This window comes from Hymenobacter psoromatis, assembly GCA_001596155.1.
In the GTDB taxonomy this organism is placed as follows: Bacteria; Bacteroidota; Bacteroidia; order Cytophagales; family Hymenobacteraceae; genus Hymenobacter.
Genome location: CP014771.1, coordinates 3,397,783 through 3,424,685, shown reverse-complemented (window position 1 = coordinate 3,424,685; position 26,903 = coordinate 3,397,783). Strand labels below are relative to the sequence as shown.

Annotated in this window: 26 protein-coding genes; 18 read left to right on the top strand and 8 right to left on the bottom strand. The window is 62.3% G+C overall.

Going from position 1 to position 26,903, the window contains the following annotated elements:
* The first annotated feature begins 7 nt into the window (after positions 1 to 7).
* On the top strand, positions 8 to 931 hold the full coding sequence (locus A0257_14565) for a hypothetical protein (GenBank protein AMR28188.1): 924 nt from the start codon (positions 8 to 10) through the stop codon (positions 929 to 931).
* On the opposite strand, the gene A0257_14560 is transcribed toward A0257_14565, so the two are convergent.
* On the bottom strand, positions 928 to 1,794 hold the full coding sequence (locus A0257_14560) for a hypothetical protein (protein ID AMR28187.1): 867 nt from the start codon (positions 1,792 to 1,794) through the stop codon (positions 928 to 930). The genes A0257_14565 and A0257_14560 overlap by 4 nt on opposite strands.
* A gap of 145 nt (positions 1,795 to 1,939) precedes the next feature.
* On the opposite strand from A0257_14560, the gene A0257_14555 reads away from it, so the two are divergent.
* Positions 1,940 to 2,152, top strand: a complete 213-nt coding sequence (locus A0257_14555; GenBank protein ID AMR28186.1) for a hypothetical protein — start codon at positions 1,940 to 1,942, stop codon at positions 2,150 to 2,152.
* 64 nt (positions 2,153 to 2,216) lie between these two features.
* On the opposite strand, the gene A0257_14550 is transcribed toward A0257_14555, so the two are convergent.
* Complete coding sequence (locus tag A0257_14550) at positions 2,217 to 2,528, bottom strand: hypothetical protein (GenBank protein ID AMR28185.1); 312 nt, start codon at positions 2,526 to 2,528, stop codon at positions 2,217 to 2,219.
* 184 nt (positions 2,529 to 2,712) lie between these two features.
* On the opposite strand from A0257_14550, the gene A0257_14545 reads away from it, so the two are divergent.
* From A0257_14545 to A0257_14530, 4 genes are all read left to right on the top strand, one after another.
* Positions 2,713 to 4,785: a dehydrogenase gene (locus A0257_14545; GenBank protein ID AMR28184.1), complete on the top strand. Its 2,073-nt coding sequence runs from the start codon at positions 2,713 to 2,715 to the stop codon at positions 4,783 to 4,785.
* A gap of 78 nt (positions 4,786 to 4,863) precedes the next feature.
* Positions 4,864 to 5,487: a hypothetical protein gene (locus tag A0257_14540; GenBank protein ID AMR28183.1), complete on the top strand. Its 624-nt coding sequence runs from the start codon at positions 4,864 to 4,866 to the stop codon at positions 5,485 to 5,487.
* A 26-nt stretch (positions 5,488 to 5,513) separates the two neighbouring features.
* Positions 5,514 to 5,819, top strand: a complete 306-nt coding sequence (locus tag A0257_14535) for a hypothetical protein (GenBank protein ID AMR28182.1) — start codon at positions 5,514 to 5,516, stop codon at positions 5,817 to 5,819.
* Positions 5,820 to 5,899: 80 nt separating this feature from the next.
* Positions 5,900 to 6,250 (top strand): general stress protein, encoded by a 351-nt coding sequence (locus A0257_14530; GenBank protein ID AMR28181.1) that lies wholly within the window; start codon positions 5,900 to 5,902, stop codon positions 6,248 to 6,250.
* An 87-nt stretch (positions 6,251 to 6,337) separates the two neighbouring features.
* On the opposite strand, the gene A0257_14525 is transcribed toward A0257_14530, so the two are convergent.
* The 4 genes from A0257_14525 to A0257_14510 form a co-directional block, all read right to left on the bottom strand.
* Positions 6,338 to 6,706 (bottom strand): hypothetical protein, encoded by a 369-nt coding sequence (locus tag A0257_14525; GenBank protein ID AMR28180.1) that lies wholly within the window; start codon positions 6,704 to 6,706, stop codon positions 6,338 to 6,340.
* A gap of 117 nt (positions 6,707 to 6,823) precedes the next feature.
* Positions 6,824 to 7,489 carry a hypothetical protein gene (locus A0257_14520; protein AMR28179.1) on the bottom strand — a complete coding sequence of 222 codons (666 nt, stop codon included), beginning with the start codon at positions 7,487 to 7,489 and terminating at the stop codon, positions 6,824 to 6,826.
* Between the two features lie 430 nt (positions 7,490 to 7,919).
* Entirely contained in the window at positions 7,920 to 8,468 is a 549-nt protein-coding gene (locus A0257_14515) for a dTDP-4-dehydrorhamnose 3,5-epimerase (GenBank protein ID AMR28178.1), read from the bottom strand.
* Between the two features lie 172 nt (positions 8,469 to 8,640).
* Complete coding sequence (locus A0257_14510; GenBank protein AMR28177.1) at positions 8,641 to 9,765, bottom strand: glycosyl transferase; 1,125 nt, start codon at positions 9,763 to 9,765, stop codon at positions 8,641 to 8,643.
* Between the two features lie 130 nt (positions 9,766 to 9,895).
* Between A0257_14510 and A0257_14505 the strand changes: the two genes are divergently transcribed.
* The 3 genes from A0257_14505 to A0257_14495 all read left to right on the top strand — a co-directional run bounded on the left by A0257_14505 (position 9,896) and on the right by A0257_14495 (position 14,574).
* Positions 9,896 to 10,186, top strand: a complete 291-nt coding sequence (locus A0257_14505; GenBank protein AMR28176.1) for a hypothetical protein — start codon at positions 9,896 to 9,898, stop codon at positions 10,184 to 10,186.
* 116 nt (positions 10,187 to 10,302) lie between these two features.
* Positions 10,303 to 13,074: a pseudouridine synthase gene (locus tag A0257_14500; GenBank protein ID AMR28175.1), complete on the top strand. Its 2,772-nt coding sequence runs from the start codon at positions 10,303 to 10,305 to the stop codon at positions 13,072 to 13,074.
* Between the two features lie 252 nt (positions 13,075 to 13,326).
* Positions 13,327 to 14,574 carry a GTPase HflX gene (locus A0257_14495; GenBank protein AMR29786.1) on the top strand — a complete coding sequence of 416 codons (1,248 nt, stop codon included), beginning with the start codon at positions 13,327 to 13,329 and terminating at the stop codon, positions 14,572 to 14,574.
* A 277-nt stretch (positions 14,575 to 14,851) separates the two neighbouring features.
* Here the strand turns inward: A0257_14495 and A0257_14490 are convergent, their stop codons facing one another.
* A complete protein-coding gene (locus A0257_14490) occupies positions 14,852 to 15,049 on the bottom strand; it encodes a hypothetical protein (protein ID AMR28174.1) in 198 nt (65 codons plus the stop codon).
* A 147-nt stretch (positions 15,050 to 15,196) separates the two neighbouring features.
* Here A0257_14490 and A0257_14485 point away from each other — a divergent pair, with 147 nt between their 5' ends.
* The 3 genes from A0257_14485 to A0257_14475 all read left to right on the top strand — a co-directional run bounded on the left by A0257_14485 (position 15,197) and on the right by A0257_14475 (position 18,077).
* Complete coding sequence (locus A0257_14485; GenBank protein ID AMR28173.1) at positions 15,197 to 15,598, top strand: hypothetical protein; 402 nt, start codon at positions 15,197 to 15,199, stop codon at positions 15,596 to 15,598.
* A 135-nt stretch (positions 15,599 to 15,733) separates the two neighbouring features.
* Positions 15,734 to 16,729, top strand: coding sequence for a hypothetical protein (locus A0257_14480; GenBank protein ID AMR29785.1), 996 nt, complete (start codon positions 15,734 to 15,736; stop codon positions 16,727 to 16,729).
* 166 nt (positions 16,730 to 16,895) lie between these two features.
* Positions 16,896 to 18,077 (top strand): hypothetical protein, encoded by a 1,182-nt coding sequence (locus A0257_14475; GenBank protein AMR28172.1) that lies wholly within the window; start codon positions 16,896 to 16,898, stop codon positions 18,075 to 18,077.
* On the opposite strand, the gene A0257_14470 is transcribed toward A0257_14475, so the two are convergent.
* A complete protein-coding gene (locus A0257_14470; protein ID AMR28171.1) occupies positions 18,053 to 18,610 on the bottom strand; it encodes a hypothetical protein in 558 nt (185 codons plus the stop codon). The genes A0257_14475 and A0257_14470 overlap by 25 nt on opposite strands.
* A 592-nt stretch (positions 18,611 to 19,202) precedes the next feature.
* Between A0257_14470 and A0257_14465 the strand changes: the two genes are divergently transcribed.
* The 6 genes from A0257_14465 (at position 19,203) to A0257_14440 (ending at position 26,839) form a co-directional block, all read left to right on the top strand.
* Positions 19,203 to 22,130 (top strand): 2-oxoglutarate dehydrogenase subunit E1, encoded by a 2,928-nt coding sequence (locus A0257_14465; protein ID AMR28170.1) that lies wholly within the window; start codon positions 19,203 to 19,205, stop codon positions 22,128 to 22,130.
* Between the two features lie 86 nt (positions 22,131 to 22,216).
* Positions 22,217 to 22,534 carry a hypothetical protein gene (locus tag A0257_14460; protein ID AMR28169.1) on the top strand — a complete coding sequence of 106 codons (318 nt, stop codon included), beginning with the start codon at positions 22,217 to 22,219 and terminating at the stop codon, positions 22,532 to 22,534.
* Positions 22,524 to 22,934, top strand: coding sequence for a hypothetical protein (locus A0257_14455; protein AMR28168.1), 411 nt, complete (start codon positions 22,524 to 22,526; stop codon positions 22,932 to 22,934). Before A0257_14460 ends, A0257_14455 begins: the two co-directional genes overlap by 11 nt.
* A gap of 51 nt (positions 22,935 to 22,985) precedes the next feature.
* Positions 22,986 to 24,644 carry a dihydrolipoamide succinyltransferase gene (locus tag A0257_14450; protein ID AMR29784.1) on the top strand — a complete coding sequence of 553 codons (1,659 nt, stop codon included), beginning with the start codon at positions 22,986 to 22,988 and terminating at the stop codon, positions 24,642 to 24,644.
* A 129-nt stretch (positions 24,645 to 24,773) separates the two neighbouring features.
* The gene (locus A0257_14445; GenBank protein ID AMR28167.1) at positions 24,774 to 25,295 is read left to right on the top strand and encodes a hypothetical protein; all 522 of its coding nucleotides are present in this window, start codon (positions 24,774 to 24,776) and stop codon (positions 25,293 to 25,295) included.
* A 137-nt stretch (positions 25,296 to 25,432) separates the two neighbouring features.
* Positions 25,433 to 26,839: a dihydrolipoyl dehydrogenase gene (locus A0257_14440; GenBank protein ID AMR28166.1), complete on the top strand. Its 1,407-nt coding sequence runs from the start codon at positions 25,433 to 25,435 to the stop codon at positions 26,837 to 26,839.
* Positions 26,840 to 26,903: the final 64 nt, after the last annotated feature.

The following is a 26,903-nucleotide window of genomic DNA, read 5'->3' as shown; positions in this document are numbered from 1 at the left end:
GCCTACCATGCAAGAGCAGCTACAAGCATTCGCCGCCAGCGGCAACTACGCGGGTAAGGGCCCCCTATGCGTATTTCTGGTAATGACCGAACAGGTAAAAAACCGTCCGTGGCCTTTGGCCGCCGATGATTTCCTGACCGAACAAGGTGGGCAGGTGCTGGGGCTAGGCAAAAGCGCGGTGCAGGCCATCCTGCGGCGACATGGTATCACGCAGGTACTGGCCCAGGAAGGTGGGCGAACCAGCCGGGGCAGTATTGCTACTATGCGCGACTACCTGAGCTTTCTGAATGAGCTGCATCAAACGGAGGCGGTTATTGATTGGCCGCTGATTGAGGCATTTTGGATAGCTAAAGTCCGAGATTTCTTCACGGCCAAGCCACTGCGCTTATCAATGGACGCTTCGCAGAGCGTTCGGACAATGATTCGGCAGCTCATTCAACAGGCAGTTACGCGCCAACGTGAACAGCCGGGCGCAACGCTGGTCGGTACCCTGATGCAGCATCTGGTAGGGGCCAAGTTAACCGTCATCAATATTGCCGACTTGCAGCATCATAGTGCTAATCAAAATGACCAGGACGCAAGCCGAACGGGCGACTTTGATATAGGCGACGTTAGCCTGCACGTCACGAGCAGCCCCACCGAAAGCCTGCTTCTAAAGTGCCAGGCCAACCTAGCCGCCAACCGACGGCCCCTCATCGTTACCTTAAGCAGTGGCGTAATAGCTGCCCAATTACTGGCCGAGAATATTGGCATTGCCGACCGGCTTGATATCATCGACTTCGAGCAGTTTATGGCCGCCAACATTCACGAACATAGCCGCTTTGATTTAGCCAGTCGGCGCACTGTTATGCAGCAGCTGGTTGCACACTACAATAGCCTAATCGAAACGTTTGAAGGTGGTGATGGGCGGCTTAAAATTGCGCTGGCCTAACTGCGAGCGTACCCGGCAGCGGGCTGGCGGATGCCCGTGAGCAGCGGCCCGCCCAGGTCGGGGTTTTGCCCCGCGCTCAGCAGCTCATAGGCCATGAGCTTGCTAAACACCGAGAGGTAGGTATGCACCACGAACACGTCGGGCGAATCATCAAACGAGCCGTAGGCCAGCGACATAAACGTGCGCCACTCGCGGTAGGCCACCTTCAGTTCGGGCCGCGCCGCCGCCTCGTGGTAGGCCAGCTTGAGGGCCTGAAACGTGGTGCCGAAGAGCGCCGACGAGTCGCCGAAATCAAACAGAATATTATCGAGCGTGGGCTGCTGCGGCTGGGTCCGAAACAAGTGCCGGTCAATAAATCCAAACAGCCCGCCCGCCGAGTCGGGGCTCAGGTCGAAGCTCTCGGTGGGGCACAGCGCCACTTCCTCGGCCGTGAGGGCAGCTTTGCCCAGGTAACTCTCGGCGGCCACCCCGTACACGCGCCAGCGCACGCCGTCGGTGGCCAGCAGGCGAAAGTCGTCGCGCCGCCCGGCGTTGTAATTGGCCGCGAAGTAGTCCTGGAGCTGCTTCTCGGCGTGGCGCAGCTTGGCCGGGGCCTTGATGTCGCGCTCAAACTCAATAATCACGTCGCGGTACTGCGTATCGGCGCGCCCTGCCGCCGAGCCGCCCCGCTCGGGCCGCGGGATGCGCAGCTGGTGCTCGGCCCCGCGGTTGAATTCCTGAATGAGCTTCAGGTTCTCGTCATCGGTGCCGAATACCTGGTTGAGGTAGGTGATAAACTGCTCCTTACGGGCGGCTTCGGAGTTAGCGGTTTCGAGGTGGCGCAGAAAGTCGCGGGCGTGGTCGAGGGGGGTAGGCGCGGGCATGGTGGCGAAGGTACTGGCCGGGTGGCGGCCCCGGCCCGGCCAGGGGCCGGCCGCGGCCTCCCGAAGACTACACCAATCATTCATGTAACTGACTGTTTACGTGCCCCGTACAAGCCCAACATTTCTCACCCAAACCCCTACGACTATGTCGAAGAAAGCAGCAGACAGCCACAAGAAGGCCGCCGAACACCACACCGAAGCCGCTAAGCACCACACCGAGGCTGCCAAGCACCACGAAGCCGGCAGCCACGAGAAGGCCGCCCATCACGCGCACACCGCCGCCGCCCATAAGGACCACGCCACGGAGCACGCAACTACTGCCCGCAAGGCTCACGCCGAAGAGCACGGCAAAAAGTAGGCCCGTCAGCCACTAGTTTAAGCCGGCCCGCTTTCCCACCAGGGAGGGCGGGCCGGCTTTTTTGCTACACCACCCGAATGCCCGTGCGCAGGATTTCGGCCACGAAGGGGTTCCAGTCGGTGAAGTCTTCGGGCCGGAACGGGTGGGGCTCAATATCGGCGTGCTTCCACAGGGCCGGCGACATGCGGGCCGAATTATCGGGCCGAAAATTACCAAACTCCTCGGCCACAATAGCCAGGTCAATGTCCGACCATTCGTGCTGCTCGTTGCGGGCAAACGAGCCGAACAGAATAACCTGCTGCGGATGGATGCCCAGCGTGTGCAGGTCGGTGACGAAGGCGTGGGCTTCGGTTAAGGCAAACTGCTGAGTAGCCATGTGCGGAGGGCGGTGATATGCTTGTAGGGTGCGGGGCTTGCCCCCGCCCGTCGTTGAACAATTCGGACGGGTTTCGTTCAACGACGGGCGGGGGCAAGCCCCGCACCCTACGAAGGCCGCAAGGTAAGGCAGCGCCTTAAATTACCTTTGCCCGGCACTCTGCCTCCCCGCCCTACCCCCCGCCATGACCTTTGACCGCAAAGACTACCCCAACGACCTGCTGCTGCACCTCTACCGCGAGCTGCTGAAGCCACGCCTGATTGAGGAAAAAATGTTGATTCTGCTGCGCCAGGGCAAGGTCAGCAAGTGGTTTTCGGGCATCGGGCAGGAAGCCATCTCGGTGGGCAGCACGCTAGCGCTGAACGCCGACGAGTATATCCTACCCCTGCACCGCAACCTGGGCGTGTTCACGGGGCGCGGGGTGCCGCTGGGGCGGCTGTTTGCGCAGTGGCAGGGCAAGGCCACGGGCTACACCCAGGGGCGCGACCGCTCGTTTCACTTCGGCACCAACGAGCACCACATCGTGGGCATGATTTCGCACCTCGGCCCGCAGCTGGCCGTGGCCGACGGCATCGCGCTGGCCGATTTGCTGGACGAGAAGCCCCGCGTAACGCTCACCTATTCCGGCGACGGCGGGGCCAGCGAGGGCGACTTCCACGAGGCGCTGAACGTGGCGGCGGTGTGGCAGCTGCCGGTTATTTTCTTAGTAGAAAACAACGGCTATGGCCTCAGCACGCCCAGCAACGAGCAGTTTCATTTCAAGTCCTTCGTGGATAAAGGCCCCGCCTATGGCATGGAGGCCGTGCAGATTGACGGCAACAACGTGCTCGAAGTCTATGATAAAATCAAAACCCTGGCCGAAGACCTGCGCCAAAACCCGCGCCCAGTGCTGGTGGAGGCCCTGACCTTCCGGATGCGCGGCCACGAAGAGGCCAGCGGCACCAAGTACGTGCCCGCCGAGCTGCTGCAAGAGTGGGCGCAGAAAGACCCCGTGGGAACCTATGAAAAGTGGCTGCTGGCTGAGGGCATTCTCAGCGAAACCAGCCGCGTGCAGGTCCGCGAAAGCATCAAGCAGGAGATAGAAACCGGCTGGCAGGAGAGCGAGGCCGCCCCGGCCCCTACCCCCGACAACACCCGCGAGCTGGCCGATATGTACGCGCCGTCGGGAGTGAAGAGTGAAGAGTTAAGAGTTAAGAGTTTGCCGGATGATGCTGATAAAATGAAGGGGGGAGGGTCAGAAAGTGAGAATTTGACGGATAATGAACAACTCTTAACTCTCAACTCTCAACTCTTAACTAAAGAAATCCGCTTCATCGATGCCATCCAGCAGGGGCTGCGGCAGAGCATGGAGCGCTTTCCCGAACTGGTGCTCATGGGCCAGGACATTGCTGAATACGGCGGCGTGTTTAAGATTACCGATGGTTTCGTGGCCGAGTTTGGGAAGGGTCGGGTGCGCAACACGCCGCTGTGCGAGTCGGCCATCGTGGGGGCGGGGCTGGGGCTGAGCATCCGGGGCAAAAAGGCGATGGTGGAGATGCAGTTTGCCGACTTCGTGACCTGCGGCTTCAATCAGATTGTCAATAACTTAGCCAAGAGCTACTACCGCTGGGGCCAAAATGCCGACGTGGTAGTGCGCATGCCCACCGGCGCGGGCTCGGCGGCCGGGCCCTTCCACAGCCAGAGCAACGAGGCGTGGTTCACGCACGTGCCGGGCCTGAAAGTGGTGTATCCTAGCAACCCGCACGACGCCAAGGGCCTGCTCTGCGCCGCGTTTGAAGACCCCAACCCGGTCATGTATTTTGAGCACAAGCTGCTCTACCGCTCGCTGAGCGGGCCGGTGCCGGAGGCGTACTACACCACGCCCATCGGCCAGGCGGCCTTGGCGCAGGAGGGTAATGACTTGAGCATCATTACCTACGGCATGGGCGTGCACTGGGCACTGGCCGCGTGCAAAGAGCTGGAAATTCAGGCCGACATCCTCGACTTGCGCACGCTGCTGCCCTGGGATGCGGAGGCCGTGGGCCGCTCGGTGCGCAAAACCGGCCGCGTGCTCATCCTGCACGAAGACACGCTGACGGGCGGCCTGGGCGGCGAAATCGCGGCCTGGATTGCCGAAAACTGCTTTAGCAGCCTCGACGCGCCGGTGCGCCGCGTGGCCTCGCTCGATACGGCCGTGCCCTTCGCGCCGCCGCTTGAGGCAGGGTTTTTGCCGCAGCAGCGGCTGCGCGAGCAGCTGCGGGCGCTGCGCGACTATTAGCGCGGCCCGAAGTGGCTTTAGCTTAATTACTTACCATTCTATCTAGTACTTGTTGTGAAGGCTTTACCAACGCCGTGGTTGCGGGTGCTGCTGCTGCCCGTGCTGCTGGGGCTGCTCGGCGGCTGCGCGGTGTACGACCGCGTGTTTCATCCGCGTCGGCTGCCTACCCCCCCTATGAACGCCACCGCCAAGGCGAAGGCGAAAGCTGCTGAAAAAGCGCGCCACAAGGGCACCTCCCTCAAGGCAATGGAGGCAATTTCGGCTGCCGATGCTGGCGCGGGGGCCGATGCCGGCGCGGCCGATGAGAAGAAGAAAACGATGTCGTACAGCGACTTGCCCGAGGGCACCAAGCTCAAATATGACAAGCAGGGCCTCGTGAAAAAAAGCACCCTGAACCGCCTGCAGGACAACCGCCGCAAGCTGCACCACTACGACAACCGCCCCCTGACCCCGCGCGAGGCGAGCCGCGAAAACCGTAAGCTGCGCAAAAAAGGCCACCACAACCACGGGAAAGACGCCAAGGACCCGGCCCCAACGCGCACCAAAGACCAGCCCGCCGAGCCCACGCCCGACCCCCCGCCGCCCGCCGACCCTACCCTCGCCCCGGCCCCCAAGGCAAAGCAGAAGCAGGCCAAAGACAAAAAAGTCCCCATTCCGAAGCCCGACCCCACGCAGCCCGCGCCCGACGGCAACCGCCCCTAGCTTTCCTACCCCCTCGCCCGCCACCCATGCTTCGCCTTTTACTCGGTAGCCTGCTGCTGCTGGCCACGGCCGCCCAGGCGCAGATTGCGCCCACCAGCCCGGCCCGCCAGCGCACCGACAATCGCCGCGCCCTGCGCGAAGCCCGCCGCACCGACCTGCCCTACCAGGACAGCCACCTCGACGTGACGCGCCGGCAGCTGCGCCGCGGCAGCACCGCGCCCGGCCCCCGCGGGGCCGGCGAGCCGCGCGTTGACCGGCGCGGCCGGCCGCGCGGCCGCGAAGCTGGGTTTTTGGGTCTGCGCCGCCGGGCCAGAAACGAACCCAAGCCCTAGCTGCGTAGTTAAAGAGCCTGACGTGCGGAGCTAGCACTCCGCCAACTGCCTATAAACCTGATTTTCAGCTACTAATTTTTATGGCTACTCCCTGGCTTCCGCTCACCGACGCTGCTCAGCTGCAATCCATCGTGCAAGAGTCGCACGAACACCCGGTGCTCATTTTCAAGCACAGCACTACCTGCGCCATCAGCGCGGCGGCCAAGGCCAAGCTGGAGCGCCAGTGGCCCGACACCTCGCTGCCCGCCGATGCCACCATCTATTACCTCGATTTGCTGCGCTATCGCCCCATCTCGGGCCAGCTTGCCAGCGAGTTCAGCATCGAGCACCAGTCGCCGCAGCTGCTCCTGATTCAGGATGGCCAAGTGCGCTACCACGCCTCGCACATGAGCATTCGCCTCAGCGAAGCCGGCGCGGCCGTAGCAAAGTAGGGTGCGGCCCTACCCCCCCCTCACCAACGAAAGCCCCCATGCCGGTCTGGTATGGGGGCTTTCGTTGGTGAGGGGGGGGTAGGGCCACTACACCGAGGCGCGTACTGGTCCTGGCTCCGGGGCTAGCTCGGCAGGCTGCCGCAACGCCAGATGGGTGCGCGGTAGGCGCATGTGCCGCCGCCGATGCAGCCACATGAAGAGTAGCGTAAGGAGGGGAGTAAACGGAATGAGCAGGGAAAGCAGCCCGTGACTGGGCAGCAACAGCACTACCAGCAGCTCGCCCATGCCCCGCCAGATGTCGGCATTGCTGGGCGAGTGCTTGAACTCTGGAAAGCGAATTTCAATGGCCAGCAGCGTGATGGCAATCGCAAACACGGCGTCGGTGAACAGAATGAGCCGCTCCAGCTGAAACTCAGTGCGGTCGTGATGGTCGAGGGCGGTATCGGGCCGGCTCATGGCGTGGGTGGTGGGTGAGCTAAATGTAGCCGCCGCGCCCAAAAAAAGCCGCTTCGGATTTTCCGAAACGGCTTTTTTACTTCCCGAAACAACAGGCGCGGCGGGCGCGCCGCCGGGCTACTTCTGCTCGCTGGCATCGGCCTTGGCCATGCCCAAATGTTGCGTCACCACGGGCAGCGTCTGGGTTATCCAAGCGCTGAGGGCCGGGTTTTTGGTCATCTGCTGGTGCGCGGCCAGGGTGTTGGCCGTCATCTGGTGGTCCACTTCCATCTGTTGCAGATACCGGTCCTTAAAGTCCTGGCCCGACAGCCCTTGCAGGGTTTTGGCGGTTTCCTTGTGCTGGTCGTCCATGTCGGTGGGCAGCGTCACGCCGGCTTTGGCGGCGATGGGCTGGAGGGCGGCCGTGCTCTTGGTGTGGTCAGCTATCATCTTCTCGGCAAAGGCTTTGGTATCGCCCGTCACGCCTTTGGCTAGCGCCATTTTACTGAGCTGCATCTCGTTTTGGTCCGAGTGCGCGGCCGACTGCATAAACTGCGCATCGTTGGCATGCGGGGCCGTGGGGCCGAAGGGGTCAGGCTGGCCCTTAGTGGGAGACGAGCCGACGGCGGCGGGCATGTCGGTGGGCTTTTCAGCGCCGTCGGGCATGGTGGCGGCGGGGGTTTCGGTGCCGGTGCCGGGCTTCGTGACTTCGGAAAAACCCTGGCCTTTGGTATCGCTTTTCGAATTACAGGCCGGCAGAGCTAAGAGGGCGGCCCCCAGCAGGGGTAACAGGAAACGGCTCATGGAAAAGGGGAAAAAGTATGGATTTGGATTAGCAAGTTGTATGATTACGAGCGGATTAATTAAAGGTTTGGGGTGATAGAACAACTGCTTGATTGCCCCGGTTACTTTGCCGCACTTCGGTTCAGGCAGCGGGGCATTTTTTGGTAGTTCACTAAATCCCATCCCGCCACGCGGTTCTCACCGGTGTCAAAATCCTGTTTCTGCTTCTTCGCAACCACTGCCTGCGCCACTTTCCTACCCCCCCTCTCCCACTCATGCCGCGCGGGCCAGTGGCCTGCTCCTCACTGCCAGCGGCCACCGTGCGGGCGCAGTGGCCGACGGCGTTACTGCGGCCGAAAACCTGGGCCAGAGCAACGAGAAAAACGCCGCTATCGGGATAATTGCCTTAGGACTTACGCAAAAGACGTTTGTCATTGCGTAAGCCCTATAATTAAAACGGGTTTTCCAGCTCGGCCAGCGTGGGCAGAATAGCGTCTTTGGGCGACACCAGCGCCTCCCCCTCGAAGCCCCAGGCTATGCCCAGGGCGGGGTCGTTCCAGCGCAGGCCACCCTCGGCGGGCGGGGCGTAGTAGTCCGAGCATTTGTAGAGAAACAGCGTGTCGTCTTCGAGCGCCACGAAGCCGTGGGCAAAGCCCTCGGGCACGTAGAACACGTTGCCGAGCGCGGCCGACAGCTCCACTGTGGCGTGCTGGCCAAAGGTGGGCGAGCGGTGGCGCAGGTCCACCACCACGTCGAGGGCGCGGCCCTGGGCCACGCGCACCAGCTTGGCCTGGGCGTGGGGCGGGCGCTGAAAGTGCAGGCCGCGCAGCGTGCCGGCCTTCGAGCTGCTCTGGTTGTCCTGCACCCAATGGTGGCGGGGTAGGCCCAGGTTTTCCATCGTGCGGGCGCTGAACGACTCGAAAAACGCGCCGCGCGGGTCGCCAAAAATGCGGGGCCGGAACTCCAGCAAGCCTGGCAGGGGGTAGGTAATGACTTCCATATTTTCTTTAACTACTGGTTTTCTGATTTTTATACAGGCATTTGTCATGGCGAGCTTGCGAAGCAATCTCGCCATGACAATGAACGAACGAGCGGCGCGGGCGTCGCTCAGGTGCGATTGCTTCGCAAGCTCGCAATGACAGAGGTTTTCGACCAAAAACCCAAACCAGAAACTAGGAACCCGCCTCGGCCACGGCGGCCAAGTACTGGCGCAGCACCAGCTGCTCGTCAAATTTCTCTTCGGCCAGCTGGCGGCTGGCCTGGCCCATTGCGGCGAGGCGGGCGGCGGGCAGCTGGGCCACCGTGAGGAGCTTATCGGCCAGGTCGGCGGCCGAGCGCACTGCGCAGAGATAGCCGTTGCGGCCGTTTTGCACGGTTTCGCGGCAGCCGGGCACGTCGGTGGTTACCAGGGGTTTGCCGCAGGCCGCCGCTTCGAGCAGGGTTTTGGGCGTGCCTTCGCGGTAGCTGGGCAGCACCACGCAATCAGCGCGGTGCAGGTGCTCAGCCACGTGGTCGGAAGTGCCCAGGTACTCCACGTTGCCTTCCTTCAGCCACTGCTCGAAGGTGGCGCGGGGCATCCCTACCCCCCCCGCTTCGTCGAGGCCACCCAGCAATTGCAGGCGCACCCGGTCGGCCCCCAGCGCGGCCCGCACCTGCCGCGCGGCCTCAAAATATTCCACGATGCCTTTCTCATACAGCACGCGCGCCACCATGAGGAACGTGAACGGCGCGGCCGGCGCGGGCCCTACCCCCTCCTGCGGCCGGAAGCGCGCCAAATCGACGCCCGAGCCGGGCACCAGGCCCGTGCGCGCCGGCTTGATGAGCCCGTAGCGAATGAATAATTCGCGGTCGTCATTGTTCTGAAAAAAGACCTTGTGCGGAAACTGAAACGCCAGCCGATACAGCCCGCGCGCCACTTTGCTCACCAGATTTTCCACGATGAAGACCGTGCCCAGGCCGCTTACGTTGTTGATGCTGGGCACGCCCGCCAGCCGCGCCGCCAGCGTGCCGTAGATGTTGGGCTTGATGGTGAAATGCAGCACCACATCGGGCCGCTCGCGCTTATAAACACCTAAAAACCGGCGCGTTAGCTGCGCGTCTTTGAGCGGGTTGGTGCCCTTGTTTTCCATCAGGATGGGCACGTAGCGGCAGCCCAGCCCACTTTCGAGGCGCGCCGAGTAGTCGTCGGGCGGCGCGATGGCCAGCACCTCGTGGCCGGCGGCTTGCAGGGCTTTCACCAGCCCGCGCCGGAAATTCCAGATGTTCCAGGACGTATTAATAACGATAGCAACCCGCACAAATATAATGACTAATGACCAGAGACTAATGACTACTAGCTGTCAGGGCGATTGCTTCGCAGGCTCGCGCTGACAGACTTCGGGCAAAGGTCGGGCGCGGCGGTTACTTTTGGGGCAGGTTTTGCGTTAGGTGCTCGTGATAAAGCTATTTCTTCTGGCGGCCGTGCTGCTGCCCAGCGCGGTGCGTGCCGCCCCGCCCACCTCCGGCCAGCTTATTTTTCAAAAAAACTGCGTGCGCTGCCACGGCCCAAACGGCCGGCTGGGCCTCAACGGCGCGCACGACCTGACCAAGAGTAACCTCAACGCTTTTGGGCGCACCTACTTGGTTACCAATGGAATAGGTAAAATGCCCGCGTTCAACCAGACGCTTACGCCCGCCCAAATTGAGCAGGTAGTGACGTATTCGCTGACGCTGAGGTAGGTCGGGCGCGGTGCAACGCTGGCCGCGGGGCGCGCATCTGGAGGGGGTAGGGGATGGAGTAAGCACAGAATGCTATTACTTCGCGCTATATTACTACCCCTTACCCTTTTAGCCGTATGAAACACACTTTCCTGCTGGGCGTGCTCGCCCTGAGCTGGGCGGCCCGGCCGCTGCTGGCCCAAAGCCCTACCCCCCCCTTGCCCGCCGGCCTCACGCGGGTGACTGCCGTGGAGGGCATCACCGAATACCGGCTGGCCAACGGCCTGCGGGTGCTGCTCTTCCCGGACCAGAGCAAGCCCACGGCCACCGTCAACATCACCTATCTGGTGGGCTCGCGGCTGGAGGGCTACGGCGAAAGCGGCATGGCTCACCTGCTGGAGCACATGGTGTTCAAGGGTTCTACCAAGCACACCAATATCCCGCAGGAGCTGACCGAGCACGGGGCCAGCCCCAACGGCAGCACCTGGTATGACCGCACCAATTACTTCGAGACGTTTTCGGCCACCGATACGAATCTGAAGTGGGCGCTCGACCTGGAAGCCGACCGCATGGTGAACTCCTTCATCGCCAAAAAAGACCTCGACACCGAGTTTACGGTGGTGCGCAATGAGTTTGAGAGCGGCGAAAACTCGCCCAGCCGGGTGCTTATGGAGCGCGTGCTGAGTAGCGCCTACCTCTGGCACAACTACGGCAAGAGCACCATTGGCTCGAAGGAAGACATTGAGCGCGTGCCGATTGACAACCTCAAGGCGTTTTACCAGAAATACTACCAGCCCGACAACGCCGTGCTGCTGGTGGCCGGCAAGTTTGACCCCGCCTCGACGCTGGCCCTCATCAGCCAGGATTTTGGGGCCATCCCGACGCCCACGCGGGTGCTGCCCACGGCCTACACCACCGAGCCCGTGCAGGACGGCGAGCGAGCGGTGACGCTGCGCCGCCCCGGCGACACCCAGGGCCTGGCGATGGCCTACCACGTGCCCGCCGGTTCCAGCCCCGACTACGCGGCCGTGGACGCGCTGGTGGAAGTGCTCACCAACCGCCCCTCGGGCCGCTTGTATAAGGCGCTGATTGATAGCAAGAAAGCCGCCAGCACCTGGGGCTTCGCGCCCACGCTGCACGACCCCGGCTTTGCTTATTTCTACGCCGATGTGCGCCAGGGCCGCTCCCTCGATTCGGCCCGCACGGCCATGACGGGCGCGCTCGATGCCGTGGCCACCACCCAGCCGCCCACCGCCGAGGAAGTGACCCGCGCCCAAACCAAACTGCTGAAAGACGTGGAGTTGCTTTTTCAGAAAAGCGACGAGCTGGGCCTGACCCTGAGCGAGTACATTGCTACCGGCGACTGGCGGCTGGTGTACCTCTACCGCGACAACCTGCGCAAGCTCACCGCCGCCGACGTGCAGCGCGTGGCCGCCGCCTACCTCAAGCCCAGCAACCGCACCGTGGGCGAGTTTATCCCGGATAATAAGCCCGACCGCAGCACCATTCCGGCCCCGCCCGACGTGGCGGCGCTGGTGCGGGGCTACAAGGGCGACGCGCCCATCGCGCTGGGCGAGGCTTTCGACGCCTCGCCCGCCAACATTGACGCCCGCACCAAGCACGGCCAGCTGAAAAACGGCCTCCGGTACGCCCTGCTCGAAAAGCAGAACCGCGCCAACGCCGTGAACGCCGAGCTGAAGCTGCGCTACGGCTCAGAGGCTACCCTGATGAACAAATCGAGCCTGAGTTCACTCACGGCCAGCATGTTGCAGCGCGGCACCAAAACCCGCAGCTACGCCCAGATTCGGGATGCTTTTGATAAAGCCAAAGCCCAGGTTTATTTCTACGGCGGGGGGCAGACGGCCACCGTGGCTATTCAGACCGATAAAACGCACTTGCCCAGCGTGCTGGATATTGCCCTCGACTGCCTGCGCAATCCCACTTTTCCGGCCGGCGAGTTCGACAAGCTCAAGCAGGAAACCCTGGCGAGCCTCGAAACCCGCAAGCAAGACCCCCAGGCGCTGGCCTTCAACCTGGCTACCCGCACGGCCGAGCCCTGGCCCCAGGGCCACATCATGGCTACCCTGCCGTATGACGAGCAGATTGCGGCCCTCAAGGCCCTGACCGTGGAGGACGTGCGGGCCTTCTACAAGCAGTTTTACGGGGGCCAGAGCGCTACCCTGGCCGTGGTGGGCACCTTCGACGAGCCGGCCCTGCGCCAGCGCCTGGCCAAGCAGCTCGGCTCCTGGCAGGCCGCCACGCCCTACGTGCGGATTCCGCTGCAAATTTTTCCGGTGGCGGCCAGTACGCAGGCCCTGCAAACTAACGACAAGGCCAACGCTATGTTTGTGACCATGCTGAAATATCCGCTGCGCGACGACTCGCCCGACTACCCGGCCGTGTACATGGCCAACTACATTCTGGGCGATGGCTTCCTGAACTCGCGCCTGGCCACCCGCATCCGGCAGAAGGAGGGCGTGAGCTACGGCGTGGGCTCATTCGTGAGTGCCGACGACAACGACGAGGTGGGGAGCTTCACGACCTACGCCATCTACAACCCCGACAACTCGGCCCGCCTCGAAGCGGCCTACCGCGAAGAAATGGAGCGCCTGGCCAAAGACGGCGTGACGGCCGACGAGTTGAAAGCCGCCAAATCGGCGGCCCTGCAAGCCTTTCAGGTGCAGCGCGCCGACGACCGTAACGTGGCCAGCACCTGGGCGCAGTACCTGACCAAGGCTGAGGGCCGCACTTTCGCCTACGATGCGCAGCTGGAGCAGCGCATTGCCGCCCTCACGCCCGAGCAGGTGAGCGCCGCCGCCCGCAAGTACCTCGATTACAGCAAGCTGACCATCGTGAAGGCTGGTGACTTCGCGCGGGCATCTAAGTCGGCCGCCAAGCCGCAGCCGTAGCCCTACCCCCCTTTGCAAACGGTGCCTGCTCACCCCCCAGGGCGGGCGCTTTGCGTAAAGGGGGGTAGGCGGCGGTGGCGCGAGCCAGACCAGCCAATTCCCAACGATTAGCCCGTACTTGATGTTCTTATCTGGTGCGGCTTTCCCGCGTTCTATTTAATGGCCAAACAATCCGAAAATTCCCATAGCAGCACCCGGCACGTCGGCGCTACCGACCACACGCCCGCCCGCCGCGACACCAAGCTCGACCGGCTGCTCAAAACCAAGACCCACGAAACGGCCAAGGAAGTCGAAACCGCCGTGCTCGTGAGCGTGCCCCCACGCCGCCAAACCGACGCCCAGACCACCGAGTACCTAGACGAGCTGGCGTTCCTCATCGAAACGGCCGGCGCGCAGGCCACCAAGCGCTTCGTGCAGAAGCTCGACAAGCCCGACTTGCGCAGCTACGTGGGCGAGGGTAAGCTGGCCGAAATCAAGGCCTGGGTGAAGCACGAAAAGACCAGCATGGTCGTCTTCGACGATGAGCTGCTGCCCTCGCAGCTGCGCAACCTGGAGGCCGAGCTGGGAGTCAAAATCGTGGATAGGTCGCTGCTCATTCTGGATATTTTTGCGCTGCGGGCCAAGTCGGCCACCTCGCGCACGCAGGTCGAGCTGGCCCAATATCAGTACTTGCTACCCCGCCTCACCGGCCTCTGGACTCACCTGGACAAGCAGCGTGGCGGCGTGGGCATGAAGGGTCCCGGCGAAACGGAGATTGAAACCGACCGCCGCATCGTGCGCGACCGCATCGCGTTCCTCAAAGAAAAGCTCGAAGACCTGGACAAGCAGGCCCACACCCAGCGCAAGACGCGCACTAACAGCATCCGGGTGGCGCTGGTGGGCTACACCAACGTGGGCAAAAGCACGATTATGAACCTGCTGGGCAAGGCCGAAGTCTTCGCCGAAAACAAGCTGTTTGCCACCGTGGACGCCACCACGCGCAAGGTGGTGCTCGACAACCACGTGCCGTTCCTGCTCTCCGATACGGTCGGGTTTATCCGCAAATTGCCCACCAAGCTGATTGAGAGCTTTAAGAGCACGCTGGACGAAATTCGGGAGGCCGACTTGCTGGTGCACGTCGTGGACATCTCGCACCCGGCCTTCGAGGAGCAAATCGAGGTGGTAAACGAGACGCTGCGCGAAATCGGGGCGGCCGACAAGCCGATGCTACTGGTATTCAACAAGATAGACCAATATAAATCAGAAGAAAGCCCCGCCCCCGTCTTCGAAGCAGACGATGACGCCGAAGCCGAATGGCCCACCGACCAGGCCGCGCCCGCCCCGCGCCCGCCGCTGGAGCAACTCCAAGAAACCTACATGGCCCGCCTGCACGACCCGGTGGTGTTCATCTCGGCCCAAAACAAGGAGAACATCGAAGCCCTGCGTGAGCTGCTGGCCCGCCGCGTGGGCGAGCTGGCGGCCAAGCGCTTCCCGCACTTTCAGGCCGGTTACGGGGGGTAGAGGGCTACCCCTCGTAGCCGGCCTGGCATACGTCATTTTTACGAGTAGCTAGCTGATTTTCAACTAGCTACCTACGAAAATGACGTACTATTTTCAGGTCTCACAAAAAGCTGGTGATGGACGCATTAATTACTGCTGTTACGCAAGGGGGAGTAGCGCGAACTTGGTAGTTCGCGTCCCCGCGCCGTTAAAGCCAGTAGAACGGCGCGGGGACGCGAACTACCAAGTTCGCGCTACTCCCCCTTGCCATCTCGAATAAGATAGTGCGTAACAGCAGTTAATTAATCGGCTTGGTGCTGGCGCTGTCCATGCGCACACCGGACCGGTCCATGCGCATGCTGGCGTGGGCCCCGGCGGTGTCGGCAGCGGCGGCGTCGCTACCAGCGGGCGAGTCGGCCGTGCCGGAATTGGGAGTGCAGGCGGCCGCGCCGCAGGCCAGGCCGGCGGCCAGCAATAAAAACAGGGGGCGTTTCATTGAAATGAAGTTTTGAGAGGAAAAGATGCCGCTTACTCAGGCACTTACCCTAAAGGTAGCCCGTGGCCCCTGGGTTACCGCTGCCCGCGCCACTAACTTTTTTGAGCCGCGCCAAGTATAGCCAGTTAATCTTAACTCTCCCCATTCATGGACTCCACCGCCGCTACTCCCCACGCCAACCCTACCCCCGAAGTGCCGCTCCACGTCAGTGACGAGCAAAGCTCGGCCGTGCTCACCGATACCATTACCCTGCTGGAGCAGGGCCTGCCTAATGCCAACGGGGCTACCGGCCTGCACGAACTGGAGCGCTGGGAAACCGTGCTGGCCGCCAGCACCCGCCCCGGCCTGGCCAAGATAAAGCAGGAAATCAGCCTGTTGCACGAAATGCTGAAGTCGCCCGACACCCAGGGCCACGAGGTGGCCGAGGTGCTCGCCAGCCTGGGCGCCGAAGCCGCCAAGGTGGGCGAGGAAGCCACCAACGGCTACTCCGACGCCCTGCACAACCTGAGCCGCCTGCTGATTAAGGCGAGCAATCTGCTCTCGCGTTAGCGGCCGCGCCCGGCCCCGCGCCCCATTTGCCAGCCAATGCCCAGCCGGGCCCTACCCCCCTATGGCGGGCGCGTAGGGCCCGGCTACGTTTTTGGCCTGGCCTGGCCGACCTTTGCGGGCGTTAGTTACCCCGTCATGATTACGCTTTACGACCCTTTGGAGGGAATGCAGTTTGGCCCCGGCCACTGCTTTCTCACCGGCCAGCCCGTCGGCCCCCACGATACCATTCCGGTGTTTGCCCACTGGCTGCAAGCCGCTTACGGCCTCGCCGAGCGCCCCATCTACCTGCTCGACCAGAGCCACACCACCTACGCCGCCCTGCGCCTGCCGCTGGCCCCCGAGTTGCGCGCCCGCCTGGCCGCCCTGGAAGCCGAAGTGGAAGCCGCCGCCCTGGCCGGCCCCGCCGCGCTACGCGCCCTACCCCCCGCCCGGCTGTGGCAGTGGCTGGCCAAAATGTTCTACGGCATCTTCGCCGCCGAGCTGGTGCAGCAGCAGCAGCCGCTCATCAAGCCGCAGTATCCGCTGGTCGAAAACGTACAGCTGCTCCAGCGGTTTCGGGCGTTTTTTCAGCTGTTGCAAGGCCTGCGCGTGCCCACCGACTACGCCGATTTTGTGCCCGGCTCGGTGTTCGTGCTCGAAGTGGATACGCAGTTTGAAGCGCCGGCATTTGAATACGACGACGACCTCAATACGCTGGTTTTCAGCATTAAAATGGGCAATGCCGTGGTGGTGGGCACGCTGGTCGATATCGGCTTCATCGGCCAGGCTATGCGCCAGGTGGCCCTCGATGCCCAGCGGCCGTTGCACCCGGCGCAGGTGGCCGAGTTCAAGGCCCGCGCCTACTACGCGGCCTACCTGCTGGCGGCGGTGCCCGACGTGTACCCACGCCGTCCTACCCCCCTCGACGCGCCCGAAGCCGAGCTGGTGCTCGATGCGCTGGTCGATGACGTGACGGCCATCATCTTCAACCCCTGGGACAACCTGGCCTACGCCCACACCCTCACCGGCCTGTGGGCGCGCTGGAGCATCAGCGAGGCCCGCATTCTGGCCAACCCCTTCCAGCCGCTGAGCCTGCTCTACGCCGCCGACGGCCAGGCCCAAACCGCCGCCGAAGCCGCCGTGTGGCTGTAGTAGTGGTTCATGCTGTTTGGCTTCGGGCTGGGGCGGGGGGTAGGGACTCCCCATTATGCCGCGCCGCGCGCCGGATTTGCCCAACGCCCCGCCCAGTCTGCCCGTATGCGAAACCCTGGCCCATACTGGTGTCGGGGTTTTTTAGGTGCTAATTCTTTCCTTTTACATGTCTGTTTCTCTCCTCCAATCGGGTGCGGCGCTGGCGGCGGCGGGCCTGCTGCTGGCCAGCTGCGGCAACGACGCGGCCACCAACCAGGCCCGCGGCACCATGCCCGCCGACTCGACCGCCGCCCACGTGCCCGCCCCCGCGCCGGCCAATTCGCCGCTCACCATCGTGGGCGAGTTCAACGCCCCGCAGGTGACCGGCGTGGCCGTGGCGCCCGGCGGCAAAGTGTTCGCCTTTTCGCCGCGCTGGGACTACAACCCGACCTTCCCCGTGGCCTTGGTCGGGGCCAATAATACGCTCTCGGCCTATCCCGACGCCGGCTGGTGCACCTGGAACGACTCGGTGAAAGCGGAGCCCCAAAAGCATTGGATTTGCCCGCAGGCTGGCTACGTCGATAAGCAGGGTATACTGTGGGTGATTGACCCCGCCGCGCCCGGCCTCAAGTTCACGGTGCCCGGTGGTGTGAAGCTGGTCAAAATCGACCCCAAAACGAGCCAGGTAGTCCAGACCATTCTCTACCCTGAGAGCGTGGCCCCGCGCCATTCGTACCTCAACGACGTGCGCATCGACCTCCAGAACAACTACGCCTACCTTACCGATTCGGGCACCGGCGCGCTGGTCGTGACCGACCTCAAGACCACCAAGTCGCGCCAGCTGCTGGCTAAACAGCCTTCTACGCTACCCGATAAAGGCTTCATTACCAAGGCCCAGGGCCACGCGCTATATGACCCCGCCGGCAAGCCTGGGGCCTTCAAGGCTGACGGCATCGCCCTGAGCACCGACAACCAGTATCTGTATTATCGCGCGCTGTCGGGCCATTCGCTCTACCGCATCAAAACGGCCGTGCTCCGCAACGCCGCCCTGAGCGCGGCGCAGGTGGAAGCCGCCGTGGAAAAGCTGGCCGATGCGCCCGCCTGCGACGGCATGGAAATCGACAGCAAGAATAACCTCTACCTCACGGGCTTCGAAAACGGCGAAATTCTGCGCCGCACGCCCGCCGGCAAACTCGAAACCGTGGTCAAAGAAGCCCGCCTGGAATGGCCCGATACCTTTAGCTGGGACCCCGACGGCAACAATATTTACTTCACTACGTCGGCCATCCACAAGACGCCGCACTGGAACAAGGGGGTAGGGCAGCCGCGCGAGCCGTTCCGCATCTACAAGATGGCGCTCGCGAAATAAATCTCCCGTTTGGGACGGCGAATAAAGTGTGGGCGAGGCCCGGCTGGTAGCGTACCGCGCGCCGGCCGGGCCTTTGCGATGGCGGCCTGGGTGCGCAAACGGCTGCGGGCTGGTGGCGGCGGTAGCGTGGCAATGGGGGGGGTAGGGGCCGTATGCACGGCCGCCAGCACCAGCTGAATTTTCACGTCGGGCGTGAAAATGTCAAATTTCTCGCTCGGATGCGTCAAAATATCAATGCAGTGGTGGTGGCGCTTATTCATGGTATCGTGCACCGTATATACGCCGTCGAGTTGCGGCGAAATGCCCCGCACCCGCACCTTGTCGCCGTAGCCAAACTTGCCGCCCCAGTGGGCCAGCAGGTCGTTCGAGAGTGCCATCCAGCGCGTTTTGCTGCTATAATGTGGCTTAATGCGGGAGTTATCGGCCGTCACAAACGGCTCATCGTCGGTTTGGCCCGCCACGGCCTGGTAAGCTGTAGCCGTTACGGTATAAGTGAGGGACGGCACTACCCGCTTGCGTTTCACGGTACGCATCGCGAACCGTTGGCTACCTTCTGTTGAAAGAAAGGTGAGCAAAGCCGTAGAGCGGATGCCGGAAGTCGCTTTGTGGTGCGCGGCCCCCAGGGCCACGGTAGCCAGCAGGACGTGCGCGACTATTTTAGCATTTATCATTAGTAAAGGGTGATTTTGCCGCCATTTCGGCCCGGCGTCTTGGGCATAACTCGCTACTTTTGTTAAAGCAGGAAAGTGTCTAACAATGAACGAGATAGATTGGTTGTCGCGAAAGCTTATTATCCAATCTGTTCACAGGCTCCTGCCTGATAGTACATGTTAGTAGTGGAAAAATGCAGTGCCCGCGCCGTAGTGGTCACATACTAGGTAGGGTAGGAGCGCGCGTCAAGTTGGTAGAATAGTAGCGGCATGTCCTAGCGGAAAACCAAAAAAATAACTCGTAGCATCTTGCGGATTTCCAGTAAATTAGCCCTGCCGCATGGATTACCCATTCTGGTATGGCATTAGAAACGTGGTAATCAAGTTTATTTGTACAACCGCATGTAGGTTATGCGCTTGCATCCAAGCCTTTTACTTTTGCGTTACGCTTAGTTGACCCCTTCAGATTCCCGCAATGGATACGTACTCTTATATCGCCAACGCTGACGCGGCGGCCATCGAAACGCTGTACCAGGCGTACCGAAACAACCCCGAATCCGTCGATTTTGGCTGGCGTAAGTTCTTTGAGGGGTTCGACTTCTCGCAGCAGTTTCCGGAAGGCGCGCCCGTGGTGCCCGGCACCAACGGCGAGGGCACTACCAACGGCAGCACGCCTAAAACCAGCCCTACCCCCGCGCCCGGCCCGCGGCCGCAACCCGACGACTACGGCGTATTAAATACCAACGCCTCAACCAACAACGCCCCCGGCCTGGCCCAGGGCACGCCCGCCGACGATAAGGAGACGGCCGTGCGCAACCTCATTCACGCCTTCCGCAGCCGGGGCCACCTGCGCGCCAAAACCAACCCGGTGCGCGAGCGCAAGGACCGCCAGGCCCGCCTCAACCTCGCCGATTTTGGCCTGAGCGACGGTGACCTCGACACCAAATTCCGGCAGGGCGAAGACCTGGGCCTGGGCCAGGGCGCTACGCTGCGCGAAATCGTGGCGGCGCTCACCAGCATCTACGCGGGCACCGTGGGCTTCGAGTACACCTACATTCGCGACCCGCAGGTGCTGGAGTGGTTCCAGCAAAAGACGGAGCACGACGCGCTGGCTTTCAACCCCGATGGCGAATACAAGAAGCGCATTCTGAAGAAGCTGAACGAGGCAGTGGTTTTTGAGAACTTTCTGCATACCAAGTTCTTAGGGCAGAAGCGCTTCTCGCTGGAAGGCGGCGAAACGACCATTCCGGCGCTCGATGCCATCATTAACCGGGGTGCCGAACTGGGCGTGAAGGAAGTGATGATTGGCATGGCGCACCGCGGCCGCCTCAACGTGCTGGCCAACATCATGGGCAAGACCTATGAGCAGATTTTCAGCGAGTTTGAGGGCACCGCTACCCCCGACCTCACGATGGGCGACGGCGACGTGAAGTACCACATGGGCTACTCGTCGGAAGTGGAAGCTATTAATGGTCAGAAAGTTAATCTGAAACTAGCGCCTAACCCTTCGCACCTGGAGGCGGTGAACCCAGTGGTGGAAGGCTTCGTGCGGGCCAAGATTGAGCACCAGTACGGCGGCGATTACCACCAGATTCTGCCCATTCTTATTCACGGCGACGCGGCGCTGGCGGGCCAGGGCATCGGCTACGAGGTGACGCAGATGTCGCAGCTCGAAGGCTACAAGACGGGCGGCACGATTCACTTCGTGATTAACAACCAGGTCGGCTTTACCACTGACTTTGAGGACGCGCGCTCTTCTATTTATAGCACCGATTTAGCGAAGATTATCGACGCACCGGTGATTCACGTCAACGGCGACGACCCTGAGGCGGTGGTGTTTGCCGTGCGCCTGGCCACCGAGTATCGCCAGCAGTTTCATGCCGATATTTTCATCGATATGGTGTGCTACCGCCGCCACGGCCACAACGAGTCGGACGAGCCCAAGTTTACGCAGCCCACGCTCTACAACGTCATCTCGAAGCACCCCAACCCGCGCGAAGTATATAACGCTACCCTCGTGAAACGCGGCGACGTGGACGCTGAGCTGGCGAACCAGATGGACCGGGAGTTTCGCGACACGCTGCAAGCCCGCCTCGACCAGGTGAAGCAGCAGCCGCTGCCGTATAAATATCAGGCGCTCGAAAACGAGTGGCGCACGCTGCGCCGCTCCAAGAGTGAGGACTTTGACCAGTCGCCCGAAACCGGCATCAACGAAGAAACGGTGCAGCGCGTGGCGGAGGCGCTGACCACGATTCCCGAGAATTTCCGGCCTATTAAGCAGATTGACAATCTGTTGAAGGAGCGCCGCAAGATGTTCTACGAAACGCGCGTGCTCAACTGGGCGGCCGGCGAACTGCTGGCTTACGGCTCGCTGCTGACCGAAAAGCACATGGTGCGCGTGAGCGGGCAGGATGTGCAGCGCGGCACGTTTTCGCACCGCCACGCGGTGCTGCACGACGCCGAAACGTCGGCCCCCTACAACTCGCTGGACCACCTGACCGGTGAGCACGAGCAGCTGAACATCTACAACTCGCTGCTGAGCGAATACGCGGTGCTGGGCTTTGAATTTGGCTACGGCATGGCCAATCCGACCGCGTTGGTGGTGTGGGAAGCGCAATTTGGCGACTTCGCCAACGGCGCGCAAACCATGATTGACCAGTTTGTGGTGAGCAGCGAAAGCAAGTGGCAGCGCATGAACGGCCTCGTGATGCTGCTGCCCCACGGCTACGAGGGCCAGGGCCCCGAGCACTCCAACGCCCGCCCCGAGCGCTTTTTGCAGCTCGCGGCCGAGGATAACATCGTGGTGGCCAACATTACTACCCCCGCCAATTTCTTCCATGCCCTGCGCCGGCAGCTGGCGTGGAGCTTCCGCAAGCCGCTGGTGGTGATGGCGCCCAAGTCGATGCTGCGCAACCCGCAGTGCGTGTCGCCCATCGAGGATTTCACGAGCGGCCGCTTCCGGGAAGTGCTGGGCGATAATTTTGCCGAAGCTAAAAAGGTGAAGAAAGTGCTGCTCTGCTCGGGCAAAATCTATTACGATTTGCTCGACGAGCAGCAGAAATCCGACCGCAAGGACGTGGCCATCGTGCGCCTGGAGCAGCTGCACCCTTTCCCCAAAAAGCAGCTCGCCGCCGAACTGGCCAAATACCCGAAAGCCAAGCTCACCTGGGTGCAGGAAGAGCCCGAAAACATGGGCTACTGGAACTATCTGCTGCGCTTTATGCGCCGCGAGCTGGAAGATGTGGTGGCCCGCAAGCCTTCGGCCTCGCCTGCTACCGGCTACAATAAAGTGCACGTAAAGGAGCAAAAGGAAATTGTGGCCCGCGCCTTCGACAAGCCCAAAGAAGCCGTGGCCGACGCGCAAATCAAGGAAACGACCGAAGTAGCCAAAAAGCAGGACTAACTACCGTGCGGTAAGCTCGAGCTGGCCGTATGTATACTGAGGAAGACTTGCCTACGTCACGGCAAGCTAAAGCTTACCGCACCCGCATGATAACCGAAGAGCAAATCCAAGCTGTGGTGCGCCGCATCGTCGAAGGCTACGCGCCGGACCGGATTATCCTGTTTGGCTCGTATGCCTACGGCGAGCCGACGGAGCACAGCGACCTGGATTTGCTGGTGGTGAAAAGCGGCCTGGGGCCTACCCGGCAGGAACGCGCGCTGGCCGTGCGGCGGCTGGTGCGCGGCGCGGGTATTCCAATGGATATTCTGGTGCGCACGCCAACCGAGGTAACTGCCGCTACCGAAGTAAGATTTAGCATTGAAGCCCAGGCTTCTGCCAAAGGCCGCCTGCTTTATGCCGCTTAACAACGCTGAAAAGCTCTTCTTGCAGGAATGGCTGGAAGTAGCTGACCTAGACCTGCAAGCGGCCCGGCGAATGCTGGCCGACAGTCCGGCCGCGTATGGCTATCATATTCCCTTCGCGTTTCAGCAAGCCATTGAAAAATACTGCAAAGGCGTGTTGCTGGCGCAGAGTTTGCCCTTTTCTAAAACGCACGATTTGCCCGATTTGCTCAGCAAGCTAGCGCCTGCCTTCACCTTTACGCCCGCTGAGCAGGATGATGCCGACCAGCTGGCCGACTACGCGGTGAGCGCGCGCTACCCGCCCAACACGCGCGTCACGGTGGCCGAAATGCACGAGGCCGCCCGTATCGCAGGTTACTTTCAGGGGCGACTGCGCCCATTTATTTTGGCGGCGCTCGTATAATCTAACTGCCTTTCTTCCGCTACTCATTCGATTCTCTACCACCCGTTGCCCATGCCCACCGAAATCAAAATCCCCGCCGTCGGCGAATCCATCACCGAAGTCACCATTGCCAAGTGGCTCAAAAAAGACGGCGAGGCCGTGAAGCGCGACGAAGTAATCGCCGAGCTGGAGTCGGACAAAGCCACGTTTGAGCTGCCCGCCGAGGCCGATGGCATCTTGAAGATTCTGGTGGCCGAAGGCGAAACCATCGGCATCGGCACGGCCATCGCGCAGCTCGACGGCACGGGCGCGGGCAGTGGGCTGGCGGCTCCGGCTCCTACCCCCCCCGCCGCGGCCGACCCGCTGAACAAGGGCGAAGAGAATGCCCAGGCCAGCGACCAGGCCGGCTACGGCGGCACCCCCGCCGACCGCCCCGACAGCAGCCCCGCCACCCCCGGCGCGGCCGATGCGGCCCCAATTGCCAGCAGCGGCGGCAGCACGGTCGAGATGAAAATTCCGGCCGTGGGCGAGTCCATCACCGAAGTGACGGTGGCCAAGTGGCTGAAGCCCGACGGCGCGCAAGTGAGCCGCGACGAAGTAATCGCCGAGCTGGAATCGGACAAAGCCACGTTTGAGCTGCCCGCCGAGGGCAGCGGCACGCTGCGCCACGCTGTGAAGGAAGGCGAAACCATTGGTATTGGGGCGCTTATCGCCCGCATTGAGGGGGGTAGCGGCGAGCCCGCTACGGCTCCGGCGGCCAGTGCGCCCGCCGCGACTGCGACTGCCCCGGCGGCGGCTCCGCTGGCCAGCAGTGGTAATGCCACCTATGCCACTGGCGTGCCTTCGCCGGCCGCTGGCAAGATGCTGGGCGAGAAAGGCATTAGCCCGGCCGATGTGGCCGGCACCGGCCGCGACGGCCGCATCACGAAGGAGGACGCCCAGAATGCCCAGGCCCGGCCCGCCGCGCCGGCGCCGGCCCCTACCCCCCCCGCCGCAGCCCAACCCGAAACCAGAGACCAGGAACCAGGAACTAGGAATCAGCGCCGCGAGCGCATGAGTAACCTGCGCAAGACCATTGCCCGCCGCCTGGTGTCGGTGAAGAATGAGACGGCCATGCTCACCACCTTCAACGAGCTGAACATGCAGCCCATCATGGACCTGCGCACCAAGTTCAAGGACAAGTTTAAGGAAAAGAATGGGGTAGGGCTGGGCTTTATGTCCTTCTTTATCAAGGCCGTGTGCGTGGCCTTGCAGGAATGGCCCGCCGTGAATGCCTACATCGACGGCGGCGACATCGTGTACTCCGATTTCTGCGACATCAGCATTGCCGTGTCGGCCCCCAAGGGCCTGGTGGTGCCGGTGATTCGCAACGCGGAGAAGCTGAGCTTCGAGGGCATTGAGAAAGAGGTGGTGCGCCTCGCCGGCCTGGCCCGCGACAACAAGCTCACCATCGAGCAGATGACGGGCGGCACGTTCACCATCACCAACGGCGGCATTTTCGGCTCCATGATGAGCACGCCGATTATCAACGCACCGCAGTCGGCCATTCTGGGGATGCACAACATTATTCAGCGGCCGGTGGCCGAGAATGGGCAGGTCGTGATTCGGCCCATGATGTACCTGGCGCTCAGCTACGACCACCGCGTGATTGACGGCCGCGAGTCGGTGTCGTTTCTGGTGCGGGTGAAGGAATTGCTGGAAGACCCGACGCGCCTGCTGCTGGGCGTGTAAACAGCGCGCGGCAAACCGTGACGAGCAACGACTTCCTGGCCGGAAGTCGTTGCTTTTTTATGCGCCGCCGCCAGCCGTTTCGGCAGGCTTCCCGTTAAACCACCAATCTTTTCCCCAATTCCCTCCGCCATGAAATCCCAGAAATCCAAGCCCGCCCCTACCCCCCCCCGCACCGCCAGGTTCTGGCCCGCGCTGGGCTTTGCCGCCATCACGGGGGCCCGCGCCACCAGCGGCCCCATGTTTTTGAGCGACTACCTCTCGCGCCGCGCGCTGGCGCCCGGCATGGCGGGCTCGCCGCTGCGCTTTCTGGCCAAGCCCGGCGTGGCCACCACGCTCAAGCTGCTGACGGCCGGCGAGCTGGTGGGCGACAAGCTGCCCCAAACCGGCGACCGCATCGAGCCGCAGCAGATAGGCGCGCGCGCGGCTTCGGGCGCGCTGGTGGGCGCTGCCTGGTACAAAAGCCAGGGCGGCAGCGCCTTCAAAGGAGCCTTAGTGGGCAGCCTGGGCGCAGTAGCGGCCACGTTTCTAACTTTTTACCTGCGTAAAAGCCTCAGCGAAAAGACGGGCATCGACACCTCCACCATCGGGGCCGGCGAAGACGCGCTGGTGCTGGCCGGGGGGGTAGCCCTCAGCCCCCGGCCGAAACGGTAGTTGGCTTTCTAGTTAAACGTCTGTCAGTGCGAGCGCTGCGCTCGCACTGACAGACGTTCTTATCAGGAACCAGGCACTTGAAATTATTACCTTTGTGAAGCTGGCCGCACGCCGGCCTTACCCTTGTTTTTGCGATTATGAATCAGTATGATGTGACCGTGGTGGGCTCCGGCCCCGGCGGATATGTGGCCGCCATTCGCTGCGCCCAGCTGGGCCTGAAAACGGCGCTTATTGAAAAGTATCCGACCCTGGGCGGCACTTGCCTCAACGTGGGCTGCATTCCGAGCAAGGCGCTGCTCGACTCTTCGGAGCACTACCACAACGCCCACTCGGTGTTTGCTGAGCACGGCATTGGCCTCGACAACCTGACGGTGGACATGAACCGCATGATGGACCGCAAGGGGGGGGTAGTGAAAGCCAACGTGGACGGCATCGCCTACCTCATGAAAAAGAACAAAATTGACGTGCTGCAAGGCGTCGGCGCGTTCGTCGATAAGAACCACCTGAGCATCACGCCCCTGGCCGGCGGCGAGGCCCAGCAGATTGAGACTAAGAACGTTATCATCGCCACCGGCTCCAAGCCTACGGTGCTGCCGTTCATCAAGCAGGACAAGCAGCGCATCATCACCAGCACCGAGGCCCTCAACATTCGCGAAGTGCCCAAGCACCTGATGGTGATTGGCGGCGGCGTCATCGGCCTCGAAATGGCCTCCGTTTATGCCCGCCTCGGCACCAAAGTCTCGGTCATTGAGTACCTGGATTCGCTTATCCCAACTATGGACCGCGGCCTGGGCAAGGAGCTCAAGCGCGTGCTGGGCAAAATCGGCATCGAGTTTTTCCTGAGCCACAAGGTGACCGGGGCCACCCGCGCGGGCGACACCGTGACCGTGACCGCCCTCAACCCGAAAGGCGAGGAAGTGAAATTCGAAGGCGACTACTGCCTCGTGGCCGTGGGCCGCGCGCCCTACACGGCCGGCCTCCACCTCGAAGCCGCCGGCGTGCAGCTGGAAGAGCGCGGCCGCATCAAGGTCGATGAGCATTTGCAAACCAACGTGCCCGGCATCTACGCCATCGGCGACGTCATTCGGGGGGCCATGCTAGCCCATAAGGCCGAGGAAGAAGGCGTGTTCGTGGCCGAAACCATCGTGGGCCAAAAGCCGCACATCAACTACCTGCTCATCCCCGGCGTGGTCTATACCTGGCCCGAAGTGGCGGGGGTAGGCTACACCGAAGAGCAGCTAAAAGAGCAGGGCAAGGCCTACAAAGTGGGCTCGTTTCCCTTTAAAGCCAGCGGCCGCGCCCGCGCCAGCGGCGACACCGACGGCTTTGTGAAAGTGCTGGCCGACAAGATCACCGATGAAATCCTGGGCGTGCACATGATTGGCCCGCGCATCGCCGACCTCATCGCCGAAGCCGTGACGGCAATGGAGTTCCGTGCCTCTGCCGAGGACGTGGCCCGCATGAGCCACGCGCACCCCACCTACGCCGAGGCCATGAAAGAAGCCTGCCTGGCCGCTACCGAGAACCGGGCGATTCACATGTGATGCTTGCTTTGGCTCTTGGTGATAACTGAATTAGCCCGTGGGTCCGGCTTATTCTGCTGGCTGG

Coding starts and splice junctions, on each gene's coding strand:
- A0257_14465 (AMR28170.1), top strand. CDS start 19,203: ATGGATACGTACTCTTATATCGCCAACGCTGACGCGGCGGCCATCGAA.
- A0257_14525 (AMR28180.1), bottom strand. CDS start 6,706: ATGAGCCGGCCCGATACCGCCCTCGACCATCACGACCGCACTGAGTTT.
- A0257_14445 (AMR28167.1), top strand. CDS start 24,774: ATGAAATCCCAGAAATCCAAGCCCGCCCCTACCCCCCCCCGCACCGCC.
- A0257_14545 (AMR28184.1), top strand. CDS start 2,713: ATGACCTTTGACCGCAAAGACTACCCCAACGACCTGCTGCTGCACCTC.
- A0257_14475 (AMR28172.1), top strand. CDS start 16,896: ATGTCTGTTTCTCTCCTCCAATCGGGTGCGGCGCTGGCGGCGGCGGGC.
- A0257_14565 (AMR28188.1), top strand. CDS start 8: ATGCAAGAGCAGCTACAAGCATTCGCCGCCAGCGGCAACTACGCGGGT.
- A0257_14520 (AMR28179.1), bottom strand. CDS start 7,489: ATGAGCCGTTTCCTGTTACCCCTGCTGGGGGCCGCCCTCTTAGCTCTG.
- A0257_14485 (AMR28173.1), top strand. CDS start 15,197: ATGGACTCCACCGCCGCTACTCCCCACGCCAACCCTACCCCCGAAGTG.
- A0257_14480 (AMR29785.1), top strand. CDS start 15,734: ATGATTACGCTTTACGACCCTTTGGAGGGAATGCAGTTTGGCCCCGGC.
- A0257_14440 (AMR28166.1), top strand. CDS start 25,433: ATGAATCAGTATGATGTGACCGTGGTGGGCTCCGGCCCCGGCGGATAT.
- A0257_14500 (AMR28175.1), top strand. CDS start 10,303: ATGAAACACACTTTCCTGCTGGGCGTGCTCGCCCTGAGCTGGGCGGCC.
- A0257_14550 (AMR28185.1), bottom strand. CDS start 2,528: ATGGCTACTCAGCAGTTTGCCTTAACCGAAGCCCACGCCTTCGTCACC.
- A0257_14560 (AMR28187.1), bottom strand. CDS start 1,794: ATGCCCGCGCCTACCCCCCTCGACCACGCCCGCGACTTTCTGCGCCAC.
- A0257_14470 (AMR28171.1), bottom strand. CDS start 18,610: ATGCGTACCGTGAAACGCAAGCGGGTAGTGCCGTCCCTCACTTATACC.
- A0257_14460 (AMR28169.1), top strand. CDS start 22,217: ATGATAACCGAAGAGCAAATCCAAGCTGTGGTGCGCCGCATCGTCGAA.
- A0257_14490 (AMR28174.1), bottom strand. CDS start 15,049: ATGAAACGCCCCCTGTTTTTATTGCTGGCCGCCGGCCTGGCCTGCGGC.
- A0257_14535 (AMR28182.1), top strand. CDS start 5,514: ATGCTTCGCCTTTTACTCGGTAGCCTGCTGCTGCTGGCCACGGCCGCC.
- A0257_14515 (AMR28178.1), bottom strand. CDS start 8,468: ATGGAAGTCATTACCTACCCCCTGCCAGGCTTGCTGGAGTTCCGGCCC.
- A0257_14455 (AMR28168.1), top strand. CDS start 22,524: ATGCCGCTTAACAACGCTGAAAAGCTCTTCTTGCAGGAATGGCTGGAA.
- A0257_14555 (AMR28186.1), top strand. CDS start 1,940: ATGTCGAAGAAAGCAGCAGACAGCCACAAGAAGGCCGCCGAACACCAC.
- A0257_14530 (AMR28181.1), top strand. CDS start 5,900: ATGGCTACTCCCTGGCTTCCGCTCACCGACGCTGCTCAGCTGCAATCC.
- A0257_14450 (AMR29784.1), top strand. CDS start 22,986: ATGCCCACCGAAATCAAAATCCCCGCCGTCGGCGAATCCATCACCGAA.